This window comes from Pseudanabaena minima str. Chao 2107 (assembly GCF_051131155.1).
Lineage (GTDB): Bacteria > Cyanobacteriota > Cyanobacteriia > Pseudanabaenales > Pseudanabaenaceae > Pseudanabaena > Pseudanabaena minima.
Genome location: NZ_CP159508.1, coordinates 3,873,782 through 3,889,374, shown reverse-complemented (window position 1 = coordinate 3,889,374; position 15,593 = coordinate 3,873,782). Strand labels below are relative to the sequence as shown.

Sequence of the window (15,593 nt, the reverse complement as noted above, 5' to 3'; positions counted from 1 at the left end):
GGCATTATGCAATTATTAAGTTAATGCTTGTTTTTGACTATAAGCTCTAGTAATCAAAAATAATTAAACAGTTAGTGAAGCTACTGCATTTTATGGATACATCCTTTCCTATTTCGCAAGCCTCTAGTCTCTGGAAACTATGGGAACAAGGCGCAAAAGCTCATCCCGATACGATCGCCCTCCACGATCCCCATGCGAAACCACCTGTCAGAGTTTCTTACAAAGATACATTTGAGCAAATTAATGCTTTTGGGGCAGGCTTGCGATCGCTAGGCATCCAATTTGGAGAAAAGGTAGCTCTAATTGCTGATAATTCGCCAAGGTGGTTGATTGCTGACCAAGGAATTTTAGCGATCGGCGCAGCCAATGCTACCCGCAGTTCTCAAGCTGAACGTAGCGAATTGCTCTACATCATTGAGCATAGCGATAGCGTGGCGATCGTCGTCGAAAATCTTGCCACCCTCAAAAAACTAGAACCTGAATTACATACATTACCCGTCAAGCAAATTGTCTTGCTATCGGACGAAACCCCACCTGAAGGAGCCTATAACTTTCAGCAATTGCTCGAAAAAGGTAGTAGTAAAGATTTAGGCAATCCCCCAATTCAACGCGATACCCTTGCCACATTAATCTATACATCAGGTACAACTGCTCGCCCCAAGGGAGTAATGCTTACTCATGGAAATTTCTTGTATGAAGTTGAAGGGGCGCAATCGGTCTTACAACTGAATGTAGGTGAAAAAGTTCTGAGTATTCTCCCAACATGGCATTCCTACGAGCGTACCTTTGAATATTTCATTTTTTCTCAAGGTTGCACTCAGATTTACACCAATCTCCGCACCATTAAAAAAGATCTCAAGGAACATAAACCTCATTACATGGTTGCTGTACCCCGTCTGTGGGAGTCAATCTATGAAGGTGTACAGAAAAACTTCCGCGAGCAACCTGAGAGCAAACAGCGTTTAGTGAATTTTTTCTTGAAAACTAGCCAGAAATATATCACCGCCAAACGAGTTGTCCAAGGCTTAAATGTCGAAAATCTCTATCCTTCTCTAGGCGACAAATTGCAAGCCTCACTGATAGTTTTAGGACTGTGGGCAATTCATCGGCTTGGTCATAAATTGGTTTATCAAAAAGTACGCGAAGCAACAGGTGGCAATTTTAAATACATCGTCAGTGGCGGCGGCTCGATCGCCGAACACCTCGAAGACTTCTATGAAATTGTTGGCATTGAAATTTTGGGTGGCTATGGCTTGACCGAAACTTCACCAATTACCCATGTGCGTCGTCCCCATCGCAATATTCGTGGTGGAGATGGACAGCCATTTCCTAATACGGAAACTCGGATTGTTGATATGTCCACTAGAGCCGATGTCCCAGTTGGACAACAGGGATTAGTCCTAATTCGTGGTCCACAGGTGATGAAGGGTTATTACAAAAATCCTGAAGCTACAGCCAAGGCGATCGATCCGCAGGGCTGGTTTGACACAGGCGATTTAGGCTATGTCAGCAAATGGGATGACTTGGTAATCACAGGTCGGGCTAAGGATACGATTGTGCTAACCAATGGTGAAAATATTGAACCCCAACCAATTGAAGATGCATGTATTCGTAGTCCTTACATTGACCAAGTGGTACTAGTGGGGCAAGACCAAAAGCAGTTAGGGGTTTTGATCGTTCCCAATCTCTCAGCACTAGAAGCCGCAGGATTAATTCCTACTGATTCTAATCTTGCCGACATTTTACCTGAGTTGAATAATTCAAAAATTCGGAATCTTTACCGTGAAGAACTCAATCGCGAAGTCCAAAACCGCCCAGGATATAGCATTAATGATCGCATCGGGGTTTTTGAGTTCTTGCCTGAACCCTTTACAATCGATAATGGCTTCCTAACGCAAACATTCAAGATCCGACGTAACATCGTATTTGAGCGTTATCAAGATATTATTGTCAAAATGTTTACCAACTAAAGCATCGCTAATATAAAGCGTTAGTTATGCTTACAAAAAACTTAGCAAACTGGAGATAAGTGTGAATTCGATCGATTTTTCTAATCAGCTCTTATTGCGTCGTACCGCCAATATCCAAGTCATAGTGACGCAGCGCTGGAAAGAGGAAATGCAGCAACAACTGCAACAGCAAATTGCTCAACTTGATGCTCAAGTGCAGCAAGTCGATGCTCAAGGCTCACGCCAAATCAATGAAATTGAGCGCCAAAGCATCAAACCATTTTCTGCCGAAGTTTCCAATGCGATCGAAGGTATTCGTGCAGAAATGAATCGGGTTAAAGCCGAATTACTAGACCAAAAGAATCAATTACTCACGCAATTAACCCAAGTTCAAAATCTGGAACTTGAACAAGAAGTTTCTCAAGGGCAACTTGACAGCTACTTCCCTGCTGGCAAGGGTGATAATTTGATTGCTCAGATGCGCGTGGAAATAGTCCTCCGCGATGGTGTAATCGAAGATATCCGTACTGGTTTCCCTGCTGTCTAAATCTTAATCGCGTCCCCCATTGGGGGATGCGATTAAGATTATCCGCCCACTTACCTAAAAAAAGGCATGAACGTTCTACTGGTTTACCCACTTTTTCCAAAAACATTTTGGTCTTACGAAAAAATCCTAGAGCTAGTAAATCGTAAAGTGTTACTACCTCCTCTAGGTTTGATTACTGTTGCCGCAATTTTGCCCCAAGAATGGAACTTTAAACTAGTTGATCGTAATGTACGCTCAATTACTGAAGCAGAGTGGCAATGGGCGGATATGGTGATTCTGTCGGCAATGATTGTCCAGAAAGATGATTTATTGTCCTTAATCAAAGAAGCGAAACGTCGCGGTAAAAAAGTTGCTTGCGGTGGTCCCTATCCCACTTCAATGCCTGAAGAGCCTCAAGCCGCAGGTGTGGACTATCTGATTTTGGATGAAGGTGAAATTACGTTACCGATGTTTGTTGAGGCGATCTCCAATGGTGAAACTAGTGGCATTTTCCGCACTAGTGAAAAGCCTGATGTCACAAGTACACCCGTACCACGCTTTGATTTATTAGAGTTTGATGCCTATGACTCAATGTCGGTGCAGTTCTCGCGTGGTTGCCCCTTCCAGTGCGAATTTTGCGACATTATCGTACTGTACGGACGCAAGCCTCGCACTAAGACCCCTGCTCAGTTACTCGCCGAACTGGATTATTTGTATAGCCTTGGCTGGCGGCGTGGTGTGTTTATGGTCGATGATAACTTCATCGGCAACAAGCGCAATGTCCGCTTACTCCTGCTCGAACTGAAGGAATGGCAAAAAGAGCATGGCTATCCCTTCCGCTTTAATACCGAAGCTTCCATCGATCTAGCCGCCGATCAAGAACTAATGGATTTGATGGTGGAATGCTATTTTGATGCGGTGTTCCTTGGTATTGAGACCCCCGATGAAGATAGCTTACAGATGACCAAAAAGTTTCAAAATACAAGGTCATCGCTACTGGATTCCGTCGAAGCGATTACGAAAACAGGGATTCGCGTCATGGCAGGCTTCATCATCGGCTTTGATGGTGAGAAAAAAGGTGCAGGCGATCGCATTGTGAGATTTGCCGAACTAACAGGCATTCCTACAACAACATTCGCGATGTTGCAAGCTTTACCCCATACGGCTCTCTGGCATCGACTCGAAAAAGAAGGTCGTTTGCGAACTCAAAATGGGAACTTAAATCAAACCACCTTGATGAATTTCGAGCCAACGCGCCCAGTCGAAGAGATTGCTCGTGAATATGTGGAAGCCTTCTGCGCTTTGTACGAGCCGCACGCTTACCTTGATCGCGTTTATAGCTATTTTCTAAAACTAGGTGCGCCAAGAGTTAAAGTCGCAGCCAAACTGCCTACTCTTACCGACCTCAAGGCATTAGCAATTATTGTCTGGCGACAAGGGATCAAGCGTAATACCCGTTGGAAGTTCTGGCATCATCTGTTTAGCATGATCAAGAAAAATCCTGCGGTGTGGGAACATTACCTGATCGTTTGCGCTCACAACGAACACTTCATGGAATACCGTGACATCGTGCGTCGTGAAATTGAATCACAGTTAACTGCGTACTGGGAAGAAGAAGAACGATTGCAACTTCTCAAAGCTGTTCCTGAAAGAGAACTAGATCTAGCAAGCTAGTCCATAAATCAGAATATTTCGCTATGTGCAATATTCTGATTTTCTACCATAACCCTTTTTAATTCTTGTTAATGAGCAAGTCTTATTAGCAGGAATTTAGAAAGGGTTTTTCTTTGTCTCAAAAAAGTTGTGTTCTAAGCATAGCGTAAAACACAGCTTTTCTAATTCTATAAATTAACCCCCAAATATAATGCGTGTTTTACTCGTCTATCCGTTATTTCCGAAAAGCTTCTGGTCATTTGAGAAAACACTGGAATTAGTTGGTTATAAGGCTCAGCTTCCACCCCTCGGCATGGTTACGGTTGCCGCGATCTTACCTCAGACTTGGGAATTTAAACTGGTTGATCGTAATGTGCGTGATATCACTGAAGCCGAATGGGAATGGGCGGAAGTGGTAATTCTCTCAGCGATGATCGTGCAGAAAAATGACTTTCTTGCTCAAATTCAAGAGGCGAAAAAGCGCGGTAAATTAGTTGCTGTGGGTGGTCCCTATCCCACCGCTTTACCTGAAGAAGCGAAGGTTTCAGGGGCAGATTTCTTGATTCTCGATGAGGGGGAAATTACGTTACCGATGTTTGTCGAGGCAATCCAAAGAGGCGATCGCAGTGGTATTTTGCGAGCTAATGGTGAAAAGCCTGCGGTTACGGATACGCCGATTCCTCGGTTTGACTTGCTCGAAATGAACCGTTATGCGGAAATGTCGGTGCAGTTCTCTCGCGGTTGCCCATTCCAATGCGAATTTTGCGACATCATCGTACTCTATGGACGTAAGCCCCGCACTAAGACTCCTGCTCAGATTCTGGCAGAACTGCAATGTCTCTACGATCTTGGCTGGAGACGGAGTATTTTCATGGTTGATGATAACTTTATCGGCAACAAGCGCAACGTGAAAGTGATGCTCCAAGAGCTAAAACCTTGGATGAAGGAGCGTAATTATCCCTTCTCATTTGCCACCGAAGCATCGGTCGATCTTGCCCAAGATCCTGAAATGATGCAGATGATGGTGGAATGTAATTTTGGATCGGTGTTCCTTGGCATTGAAACCCCTGATACGGATAGTCTAGCGCTCACCAAGAAGTTCCAAAACAATCGCGATCCGCTTTCAGAATCAGTGATTAATATAGCCAGAGCTGGGATTCGAGTGATGGCAGGATTTATCATCGGCTTTGATGGTGAGAAGAAAGGAGCAGGCGATCGCATTGTCCAGTTTGTGGAACTCACGGCAGTTCCTACGGCGCTATTCAGTATGCTGCAAGCTTTGCCTGATACTGGTTTATGGCATCGTTTGAATAAGGAAGGACGGATGATTACCCAGAATAGTAATGGGCATCAAACCACTTTGATGAACTTTATGCCCACTCGTCCTTTAGAAGATATTGCCACTGAGTATGTTCATGCTTTCTGGACTCTTTACGATCCACTAGTCTTTCTCAATCGCACCTATCGCCATTTCTTGATTTTGGGTGAGTCGCCTTACAAGCGCATCAAGCGTGAGAAAACCGATCAAAAGAAGAAAACTGATTGGACGGCAATCCGAGCCTTACTAATTCTCTGCTGGCGACAAGGTTTTGTTCGCAAAACCCGTTTCCAATTCTGGATTAATCTTTTTGACTTGATGAAGCGTTATCCAAATGTCGTCACCAGCTATCTATCGGTTTGCGCTCAGGGTGAGCATTTCCTCGAATATCGTTCGATTGTGCGTGAACAGATCGAAGCACAACTAGCAGATTATCTCGCTAATCCTCCTGTACTTCAGCCCAAGGTTTTACCAAAGATTCAACCAGTAGAGAAAGAGCCAGACCTGCAAGAAATAAAGTAGCGATCTCAATTTCAACTTAAGCAAAAGTGGCGCTTCGCGCCGCTTTTGCTTTATTCAAAAATCTGAGTTAGGGGACAAGCAAATTCTGGTAATAATGGGGAAGTGAGCGTATCAGTCACAAATAGAGTCATAGCTAATTTGAGAACACCATTTTCGCGGCGATAGATTTGGAGTTTCTTTTCTCGCCAATCTGCGATCCAATATTCCAAGACTCCCTGTGATGAATAGAGCTTTAACTTAACTTCACGATCGCGCTTTTCATTATCTGTTCCCGCCGATAGCACCTCAATTGCCAGATCAGGCGCACCAAGTAAGTGTCCAGATTGATCAATTAAAGCTTCATATTTTTCTTTACTGATCCACACTACATCAGGAATAACATCATCCTTGTTGCCAAAAATTACACCTGCACCCACTGCGGCATAACCCAATCCTGTTATTTTTGACCAAGTTTTTAGCTCGAAGTAAAAATTACCACAGGTAGTTTGATGGTTCCAGTGGGGCGCTCTAGTCACGTAAAGTTCTCCTTCAATAATTTCATAACGGTTGCCGTTGTCAGGCAATAGTTCGAGGTCGGCGCTTGTCCAGAGAAGTTTTCCCTCTGGGGCGTTGGCTGAGAGATCAGGAGGTGCGATCACTGGAGTCATAATGGTTTCCTAATCGGAGCGATGCAGTCATTATATCAAGCATCTCTTATCATCAGAATTCGGGATTCAGATAAATTTAGTGAAGACAAATCAAAATCCCAAAGATTAACAGTGGTGCTTTGTGTTTACTATTTTGGGTTTTATATCCTAATCAAAACTTGTGTTGTCATGTAGCTTTTATCAGTCTAGTGAATTACAGGTTTGGTTCTCCGCCTTCGGCGGAGAACCAAACCTATGTACCTCGCTTGCTTGAAAAGCGCTATATAGCTGTCGCCAAGTGTATTAGTACATAAAACCCAAGAAGAGAATTGCGGTGCGAAGCACCGCAATTCTCTTCTTGGGTTTTGGTTTTGTCCTAACACGAGTGGCGGTAGCTATATAACGAATAAAAAATTATTGTTTTTTACGCATTATGGTCGTTATCTCAAAATAGACTGCAACAGTAAGATCTGATCATAGTAAAGTCCGCATTTATTTACAGCGCTTTGCACTCAAACCCAAACCAAGAGATTTTTTGAAAGTATTGCTTTGCAATACTTTCAAAAAATCTCTTGTGATTCATTTGATCGGTAATTGCTTGTAGGAATGCTATAGATGTTCATGAAGAAGAACTTGATTTGGATTTTGGTGTTCTAGATTTACATGAATTTTATGATCTGGTTAACAAATATCAAACGCTTTATCCAATGGATTATCCTTAGTCTTAGCCTATGTTTGATCTTGACTTTGCTTATGGGATGTCAATCGCAAGTCTCAAACGATCAGTTGACTCAATGGCACAAAGAAGCGATCGCTGAGAACTCGCGCCTCACTGAAACCTATGGCTCTAACTTAACTGATAATTGGATCATTAGAGTCCAAGGGCAAGTTCAGAAACCAATCACCCTCAAATGGGCAGAAATTGAAGCTCTTGCTGACACTAAATTCATCAGTATCAATCCTCACCCAGGAGCTATTACTACGCCACATGAATTTCAAGGTATTTCTGTACAAAAGTTATTAGAAAAAGCGATCATTAACTCTGGTGTTGAGGAGCTAACAGTTGTTGCGGCGGATGCATACTACACCACGATCGCGATCAAAGATGTGTATCGCAATCAAGGTTTATTGACAATTTTAGAGGCTGGCAAACGAATTCGGCGTAATGAAGGTGGACCAATTCACCTAGCATATTTTAGAGACGCTAATTCACCGCAAGGAGAAATCGATAAACAACGCTGGGTGCATTATGTGACGCATTTAATTGTCGGAACTGAGCCTTTGCGACTGAGAGTTGAAAAAGCGACTCTAGAACTTGCCGACCTAGAAAAATTGCCAACCCATAAAATAACGACACTAGTTGGATACCAAATTGGTTGGAAATATGAACCTGTTGACCTGATTGGAGTCAAACTAAGAGATATCCTCCGTAGCCAAAATGTAGTTATGAATAATGAATCGGTGCTTAGGGTGCGTCGTAAGTCTATGGATGATCTTGATCCTCAAAAATCGGTCAAGATTCCCGCTAGCTTAGTTAATGACTGTGACGTAATGCTGGTGTACAAGTGGGGAACAGATTCCCAAAGTATTCCTGCTAGCAAGGGGGGACCAATTACCCTCGCCTATGGCAACAACTGTCCTAGTGAGACCGTCAAGAATCTAGCTTGGCTGCCCTTTGTCGAGTCTATCTCAGTTGAGTCTGCGGAAATCAAGTCATGAAACTTATAGCCTCCAAACCTAAATTTTGGCAGTTCCAGCAACGCACTAAAAAGCGCTTGGGACAGAAAAAGTTAATTCTATTTCGTTCGATTCAGACTCGCATGATTACAGCAATTACCTTGCTGATTTTGATGGTCGTCACCGCGATAATTTGGTTATGGGCAACTAATGAGATGGAATTCTATCGACAGCAAAAAATTCAACAAGTAGAATCCTTTGCTGCGGCGTTTGGGCAAACTCTTCAGTTAGAGTTAGCAGATAGAAACTGGGCAAATATGCGGACGAAAATGAATTTGATTATGCAAAGTAATGAGGATTTTGTTTACGTCATTGTCAGCGATCGCCGTGAAAATCATCAAATTGTGTCCGCTGCACCAGCAGAAATCGCGGGACAGTTTATGACCGACTTAGTGCCAGTCGCAGTGAGCAAAGTTGCAATTCGCGATGGACAGGAAAAACCTAAAGCTAGCCTCAAGGCAAGAATTGCTGAGACATATTTACTGCGTGATATTGATTTTCCACCGAATACATTGCGAGCCAAAAGAGGAGAGAGAATCATTGAGGCAGCGATCGATATTCCTTTTCACAATGAGGTAGCGAATGGAACCTTTCGAGTAGGAATTACTCTGCGGCGTATGGATGGACAAATTGTTAATGCAGTGACTAAGACCTTGGCTGTAGGCGCGATCGCTTTATTCTTAGGCATTATCGCCGCTTATTATCTATCTTGGATCTTGAGTCAGCCAATTTTGCGATTGCGTGAAAGTGCTTCGCGGCTTGCATCTGGAGAGCTAGATCACCGTGTGACGATCCATAGCCAAGATGAACTAGGCGCATTAGGTAGATCTTTTAACGATATGTCGGATTCATTACAAGCTTCTTTTGGCAAGCTGCAAAAAACTTTAGACTCCTTTGAGAGATTTGTCCCCGAAAAATTTTTACAAGTGATAGCGCCACGAGGCATTGAAAACATTGCTGTTGGTGAATATGCCAAGCACAATATCACAATTCTTTTTTCAGACATTCGGGGATATACAGCGCTATCAGAATCTCAAACTCCTGAAGAAACATTCAAGTTTTTAAATGAATATATTGCCTATGTCGGCGATGCGATCGATGAATATGGCGGCTTTATTGACAAATACATCGGTGATGCAGTGATGGCGTTATTTGATGAAAATCATACCGATAGTGCTTTGAAAGCAGCGATCGCCATGCAATTAGCGCTCAAAAAGTTCAATCAAAAAAGAGAACTATTAGGCTTGAGAACTATTGCGAGTGGGATTGGAATGCATCGAGGTGAAGTGGTAATGGGAACTGTTGGATTTACTTCTCGTATTGATTCAACTGTGATTGGCGATGCCGTGAATGTCTCGTCGCGGGTTGAGGGTTTAACGAAGAATTATAATTGTGAAATTTTGATCACTGATGCAGTTGTGGCAGCCTTAGAGCATCCAGAAGATTTTCATTTGGAGATAGTTGACGAATCGGTAAAAGTGAAAGGAAAAGAAACGGCTATTAAGCTGTATCGACTCAAATTAGATTAATTTAGCCTATTTCTCCACTTGGCTAATTTATCTTTAGTAGCGCTATCGATGCGATTACCCAGAAGATTATTTGTATTTGCCTTTTGCGGTCTTTGACGGCTTTGTACGGATCGCAGAGTTGCTTCCACTTCCTGTTCTAATGCGGTTGCTGATAGCCACTCAGCCCCAAACCCAACAGCGGTGAGTTGTTGAGCGCGATCGGAAGTGACGACAATGATGCGTTTTAAATGCCTCAGTGGATCGCGTCGGTATTTGCCACATTGACGCTCGATATAAGTATCCGCAGTTTCGTTATGATCGGTGAAATATAGTTTCAGATTTTTGGTAATCTTTTCAGATTTCGCAGGGGTTGCTTGTACATAAGCATCAAATACTAATGTGGTCTTATAGCCGTGATAAGCACTAAAGTTGACCATTGTCTCGGTTAAATGCGATCGGGCAATGTCAAACCCTTGCAGATCTCTAATTTCCTGCAAATGCCGCCATAGTCCAATCACGTTATAAGCGTCCACCAACATAACTGGTGGATGTTCCGAAGACATAGTATTAGACCGCTAGTTAGAATTACTTATTTCAATTCTGACATTAGACTTTACAAATGTTGCATTTGTCTCGGATCAAATATAGCTATAGCCAATTAGTTAAGACATAAACAACAAAAGAGAGTTTCGGCGTACTGCAACTCTCTTTTGTTGTTTTGAGTTTGTCCTAACATAATTGGCTACATTTTCTATACAGCCTGTTTAGGCTTTATGTAGTACAAGAAATTTTTTGAAAGGGTTGCAAGCAAATCATTCAAAAAATTTTAGAAATATGAAAAATTGCAAAGCACTTTCTCATATTTCTAAACAATACATCAGGCTTTGCTCAGCCAAAGCCTGATGTGTTGTTGGCTAGCCCGTACTTTTTCTATAAATGAATTATTGCTGCTTTAGCCTCCATTCAGACCTAAAATATGAAGTGTGGCACTTCGTGGCGTACTTCATATTTTAGGTCTGATGCCTTAACTCAAATAGCTCATGCTATGCCATTAGCAAATTTGACATCTTTTTAAGTTATGGGGTAATTTTAAAAATAATCTCGGCATAATTTGCTTAATAGCTCCGTAATTATGCAAATTTTACAGAATTAGACTGTATAAATCCTAGATATTGTTGTTGAGATTTATAACTAATACAAACTGTTTATGCTTCATGTAGTATAAGGAACTTTTAAGAGTGTTGCTTCGCAACACTCTTAAAAGTTCCTTGGATTTTGAGAAAGTGCAAAGCACTGTAAGTTAGAAAAAATTTTAAATCAAGGAGAGTTTTATGACCATAGAAAGCCTTTTAACGCTCTATAAAATACCCATTCTTTTATTAGTATTTTTATCTCCTTGGATTGCTTACTTTATTTGTTTAATTGTTCCTGGAACTAAAGAAGAACCCTATGTACTAAGTGTAAATTTGAGTATATCTGCATTAGTAGCCATTGTGTTTGCTGGTTACATAGCCTATGCCAGCAATACTGGAGGTTGGGGGAAATTAGGAAAAGAAGCTGATGTTTTGTTACTTTTATCTGCTCCTTACCACGTCATCTGTTCGATTATTCTTGCAAAAAAACGGATGCCACTTGGTCGGATTCCAGCATTTAAATTCATCCAAGGCTTAATGTTTATGTCAATGGTATTCATGTTTTTATCATGGATTTCTGGTAGGATTCATTTATATTTCTTTTCATACTTGCCTTTTAACTCATTTTTAATAATTTTGGCAATAGTTCTCCTAATAGGTTATGTAGGATATACCAAAGTTTTTGGTGAAGATTAGTATGATTAATTAGGAGAGTTGATTCTTAGTCTTTGGCGTTAATAGGAGTTAATAGAATTGACATTTAAATTGGATTCTGAATAACTTTAAAATAGCTTTTTAATTTATTAAAAATTTACTGATTGCACTTGCATGGCAGTGCCAATACCTTGATTGAAGATTAGGATTTGCACTAAACCTAATTTGATTAACAAAAGATCATACAAATGTTGAGTTTTTTATTGAAGATTTTTAGTACAAATATCTAAATACAAGTAAAATCAAGGTAATCACTTAAATTTCAGTGTGAATTTAATACCTCAAATGTAGAAACTTTAGTGTCATAATGAGGCAGACTTACTAAACGAACTAAACCTCGAACGGCAATGGCGAAAAATTCTTCTGCAACGGCAAATAGTCAAGTTGATAAGGCTACCCCGATCGCCCAAGCAGCAAAGGCTAGCATCAGTCCTGAGAAAAAAAAGGCGCTGGATGCGATCATGCAAAAGATCGAGAAAGATCATGGCAAAGGCTCGATCATGCGTCTCGGCGATGCTACGAATATGCGCGTCGAAACTATCCCTAGCGGTGCATTACCTCTCGATCTTGCCCTCGGTGGTGGACTACCCAAAGGACGGGTCATCGAAGTCTATGGACCAGAAAGCTCAGGTAAAACTACTCTAGTACTGCACGCGATCGCGGAAGTCCAGAAGCGCGGTGGTGTTGCTGCATTTGTCGATGCTGAACATGCATTAGATCCCACCTATGCCGCCAGTGTTGGTGTTGATATTAATAACTTGCTAATTTCCCAGCCTGATTCAGGGGAAATGGCATTAGAAATTGTCGATAACCTTGTGCGATCAATGGCAGTGGATATCATTGCGATCGACTCAGTAGCCGCCCTTGTACCCCGTGCCGAAATCGAGGGGGAAATGGGTGCGTCCCATGTTGGCCTGCAAGCCCGTTTGATGAGTCAAGCTCTCCGCAAAATCACGGCTAATGTTGGTAGATCCAATTGCATTGTCATTTTCTTAAACCAATTGCGTCAAAAAATTGGCGTGTCCTATGGTAGCCCTGAAACTACGACAGGTGGTACTGCTCTCAAGTTTTATGCCTCAGTTCGTCTCGATATTCGACGTATCCAAACTCTGAAGAAAGGGACGGAAGAATATGGGATTCGCGCCAAGGTCAAAGTTGCTAAGAATAAAGTTGCGCCACCTTTCCGTATTGCTGAATTTGACATTATTTTCGGTAAAGGCATTTCTACTGTTGGCTGCCTAGTAGACCTAGCCGAAGAAATGAGTATCATTGTGCGTAAGGGCGCATGGTATAGCTATCAAGGTGACAACATTGGGCAAGGCAGAGATAACACAATCAAATACATGGAAGACAAGCCAGAATTTGCTCAAGACGTGGAACGTCAAGTCCGCGAAAAACTCTCCGCAGGCGTAGCAGTTTCAGCAACCAAAGTTGTGCCTGAAGAAATTGAGCCTGAAGATGACGATATCCCACCAGAAGATTTCTAAAACTTTTTATATAGCTGTCGCCATTCTTGTTAGGACATAAACCCAAGTAGTGTGAGGCGGCGCTTCGCGCCGCCTCACACTACTTGGGTTTTGATTTGTTCTGATACTGGTGGCTATGGCGCTTTGCGCTCACAAAATCCAGACTAAGAAAAGTTTTAAAAATGTTGCAACGCAACATTTTTAAAACTTTTCTTGTGATTTGTTTAATTGATAATTGCTTTAAAAGAAATGGGGCGTTATGCGCCCCATTTCTTTTAAAAGACTAACATTTCCCTAATTAGCCATTTATTATCTTTTTTAACTAAGTCATACTCAACGGTATAGCTCGCATTATCCTTTGATGCACTGCGATCAAGTTCCCCATTATAGAAATAATTTCTTGACTCTGATATTTTAGCGACTACTTTAGCTTTAGTATCGCCATCGGGGGTGACACTATCAACTTCACTAGACTTGGTTTGATACTGCAAATAAGAGTTGCTAGATTTAAGCTCTTTAGCACGTCCTTTCCAATCACTAAGGGCAGGATCAACTAAAACTTCTTCTAAAAGATTGTCTTCATATTCTTTGCCCAAAGCTTTTGATTTAGTTGCTTGCCATGTTTCGATGAGTTTGGTGGCAGTTTCTTTATCTAGTGGTCCTGGTTGGGCAACTGGTGCGGCATTATTTTCTTTAATAGATTGGACTAGAGTTGTGATTGGTTTCTCTAGGGTCATAGGTTGTGGTTGGGTTGAACCACTTAAAGCTCGGACAGCCCAAACAACTAGACTAATACAGCCAGCTAACAAAGCGATCGCCACGACAATTACCGTGACTAAACGACCAACATTAAACTTACGTTTTGGTGGAGATGCATGACCTGTGTGACCTTGAGAAGGACGTTTGATTTCCCTGATCGGTTCATTAACGTTTCTGGTAGGTGGTACGTTACTGGTGCGACGTGAGCTAGGCAGATCTCGAACATTGCCAGTACCGTTGGTATTGACATAGGCAGGTCGCTCAATTACAGGTGTCGCCGATCGCTGGAAACGGTTTGGCGTTTCAGGGGCATAGTTAGATAGTTTTGGCTCAGCAACAGTGCTTTTTGCAGGATTCAGATCAAAATCACGACTTACAGTTGGTGAATCATCAAGAGAAGACATCGCGGCTAAGCGATCGCCACCCACAGGAGAAGTCCATTCCGATGACATTGCGCCAGTATTCGGTAATTCTTCTAGGTATGCTTGCACTTGTTCGTCAGCAAAATAATCCTTAAGCGAGACGATTTGACTCATCAGATCGCGGAAATGCGGATAGACCTCTTCTTGGAGCCAACGTTCGCTATAGAGACATAGCCCAGGGAGTAAATCAGGTGCACCTTCAGAATTCTGACGGATGAAAGCAATTTGATCCTCTTCGGCACTATTGTCGATCGCCGCACTTGCCTCTTCAGTTTGCCCCAACAATAAAGCACATACTGCCTTTTCCAGATAAATATCTTGCTTAGCGCTGAGTTTGACTAGCAATCCCTTAGCGCGACGAATCAAGGCTGGCTGGCGCTGGGAAAATCCACGCGCAATTAAGGCATATACAGCAAGATAGGTTGCAACAGACGATGGACGACGTGCTTCTTCCTCAAACAGGTTTTGCTGCTCGATCGCTGTCATGTAGCTGCGTAATTGCTGGATAAACCGCAAAAAGTCATCAATGCCAAGGCTGGAATAGTCATTACCCGATCCATCAATACCGCGACGCGCATCGAGCATCTCTTGCAAAAGCGACATACCTTTGCGATGTTCGTTGGTGTGATTGTCAGGTGATGCTAACAATTCGAGAATGCGATAGGGACGCAAACGGAAGAGATCGGCTTGGATCTCACTGCGAATGCTGAGAAACAATCCTTCTCGCAATAAAATTTCTTGAGCGGATTCTAGGGACGACGCAGCAGTTTCATATTGTCCCTGTTTCCAATATTCACGACCGAGATCTAGATAGGACAGAGATACAGATAGCAAAAGATCTGGATCATGGGGAGAAATTCTTGCCGACTGATACTCAGCTTCTTCAGGGTCGTAGTAGGGCTTAGCAAGGGATAAAACTTTCTCGGATTCGCCGAGTTCGTACAAAATCAGTAGTAGTCCTGCAAAGTCCTTTTCGTCAGCTTCAATCTGAGGCGGCAATGTTAAAACTGGACGATCGCTTTCAGGATCTAATACATCACTTGCTTCACTAGGAAGAGCGCGTTCAGTCAGAGTTTCATAAGCTTTATCAATAATGCGCTTGCGAGAGGCGATCGCAGCATCAGAATATTCACGCCTTGGCATAGAAAGCAGGCGATCGCGATGGGCTTGATGAATTTTATCTAGCCCTGACAGGTGTGTTAAACCAAGGATTCGGTAACAGTCTAGGGGAACTCTCACTTTGCTTTTCTACCCGAAACT

The 15,593-nt window shown here is 42.4% G+C and carries 11 protein-coding genes; 8 read left to right on the top strand and 3 right to left on the bottom strand.

Translation table 11 applies throughout. The annotated features are described in order from the left end of the window. Positions 1-92 precede the first annotated feature (92 nt). The 4 genes from ABM313_RS17770 (at position 93) to ABM313_RS17755 (ending at position 5,968) form a co-directional block, all read left to right on the top strand. The gene (locus ABM313_RS17770; RefSeq protein ID WP_434684489.1) at positions 93-1,970 is read left to right on the top strand and encodes an AMP-dependent synthetase/ligase; all 1,878 of its coding nucleotides are present in this window, start codon (positions 93-95) and stop codon (positions 1,968-1,970) included. A 61-nt stretch (positions 1,971-2,031) separates the two neighbouring features. Then, positions 2,032-2,496, top strand: a complete 465-nt coding sequence (locus ABM313_RS17765; RefSeq protein ID WP_434684488.1) for a YlqD family protein — start codon at positions 2,032-2,034, stop codon at positions 2,494-2,496. A 66-nt stretch (positions 2,497-2,562) separates the two neighbouring features. After that, entirely contained in the window at positions 2,563-4,149 is a 1,587-nt protein-coding gene (locus ABM313_RS17760) for a B12-binding domain-containing radical SAM protein (RefSeq protein ID WP_434684487.1), read from the top strand. 190 nt (positions 4,150-4,339) lie between these two features. Then, on the top strand, positions 4,340-5,968 hold the full coding sequence (locus ABM313_RS17755) for a B12-binding domain-containing radical SAM protein (protein ID WP_434684486.1): 1,629 nt from the start codon (positions 4,340-4,342) through the stop codon (positions 5,966-5,968). Positions 5,969-6,018: 50 nt separating this feature from the next. On the opposite strand, the gene ABM313_RS17750 is transcribed toward ABM313_RS17755, so the two are convergent. After that, positions 6,019-6,615, bottom strand: a complete 597-nt coding sequence (locus ABM313_RS17750) for a Uma2 family endonuclease (RefSeq protein ID WP_434684485.1) — start codon at positions 6,613-6,615, stop codon at positions 6,019-6,021. Positions 6,616-7,257: 642 nt separating this feature from the next. Between ABM313_RS17750 and ABM313_RS17745 the strand changes: the two genes are divergently transcribed. Then, positions 7,258-8,313, top strand: a complete 1,056-nt coding sequence (locus ABM313_RS17745) for a molybdopterin-dependent oxidoreductase (RefSeq protein WP_434684484.1) — start codon at positions 7,258-7,260, stop codon at positions 8,311-8,313. After that, positions 8,310-9,860 carry an adenylate/guanylate cyclase domain-containing protein gene (locus tag ABM313_RS17740; protein ID WP_434684483.1) on the top strand — a complete coding sequence of 517 codons (1,551 nt, stop codon included), beginning with the start codon at positions 8,310-8,312 and terminating at the stop codon, positions 9,858-9,860. Before ABM313_RS17745 ends, ABM313_RS17740 begins: the two co-directional genes overlap by 4 nt. Here ABM313_RS17740 and ABM313_RS17735 read toward each other — a convergent pair. Then, the gene (locus ABM313_RS17735) at positions 9,857-10,402 is read right to left on the bottom strand and encodes an NYN domain-containing protein (RefSeq protein WP_434684482.1); all 546 of its coding nucleotides are present in this window, start codon (positions 10,400-10,402) and stop codon (positions 9,857-9,859) included. The two genes, ABM313_RS17740 and ABM313_RS17735, sit on opposite strands and share 4 nt — an antisense overlap. A 768-nt stretch (positions 10,403-11,170) precedes the next feature. Here ABM313_RS17735 and ABM313_RS17730 point away from each other — a divergent pair. Together ABM313_RS17730 and recA are read left to right on the top strand one after the other, a co-directional pair. Beyond that, entirely contained in the window at positions 11,171-11,668 is a 498-nt protein-coding gene (locus ABM313_RS17730) for a hypothetical protein (RefSeq protein ID WP_434684481.1), read from the top strand. Positions 11,669-12,033: 365 nt separating this feature from the next. Beyond that, positions 12,034-13,173 carry a recombinase RecA gene (gene recA / locus ABM313_RS17725; RefSeq protein WP_434684480.1) on the top strand — a complete coding sequence of 380 codons (1,140 nt, stop codon included), beginning with the start codon at positions 12,034-12,036 and terminating at the stop codon, positions 13,171-13,173. 254 nt (positions 13,174-13,427) lie between these two features. Here recA and ABM313_RS17720 read toward each other — a convergent pair whose 3' ends face one another. After that, entirely contained in the window at positions 13,428-15,572 is a 2,145-nt protein-coding gene (locus ABM313_RS17720; RefSeq protein ID WP_434684479.1) for an IMS domain-containing protein, read from the bottom strand. Between the last annotated feature and the right edge of the window lie 21 nt (positions 15,573-15,593).

Bases quoted from the DNA above. Each gene is read 5' to 3' on its own strand.
- ABM313_RS17770 (WP_434684489.1), top strand. From the start codon at position 93: ATGGATACATCCTTTCCTATTTCGCAAGCCTCTAGTCTCTGGAAACTA.
- ABM313_RS17760 (WP_434684487.1), top strand. From the start codon at position 2,563: ATGAACGTTCTACTGGTTTACCCACTTTTTCCAAAAACATTTTGGTCT.
- ABM313_RS17755 (WP_434684486.1), top strand. From the start codon at position 4,340: ATGCGTGTTTTACTCGTCTATCCGTTATTTCCGAAAAGCTTCTGGTCA.
- ABM313_RS17750 (WP_434684485.1), bottom strand. From the start codon at position 6,615: ATGACTCCAGTGATCGCACCTCCTGATCTCTCAGCCAACGCCCCAGAG.
- ABM313_RS17745 (WP_434684484.1), top strand. From the start codon at position 7,258: ATGAATTTTATGATCTGGTTAACAAATATCAAACGCTTTATCCAATGG.
- ABM313_RS17740 (WP_434684483.1), top strand. From the start codon at position 8,310: ATGAAACTTATAGCCTCCAAACCTAAATTTTGGCAGTTCCAGCAACGC.
- ABM313_RS17735 (WP_434684482.1), bottom strand. From the start codon at position 10,402: ATGTCTTCGGAACATCCACCAGTTATGTTGGTGGACGCTTATAACGTG.
- ABM313_RS17730 (WP_434684481.1), top strand. From the start codon at position 11,171: ATGACCATAGAAAGCCTTTTAACGCTCTATAAAATACCCATTCTTTTA.
- recA (WP_434684480.1), top strand. From the start codon at position 12,034: ATGGCGAAAAATTCTTCTGCAACGGCAAATAGTCAAGTTGATAAGGCT.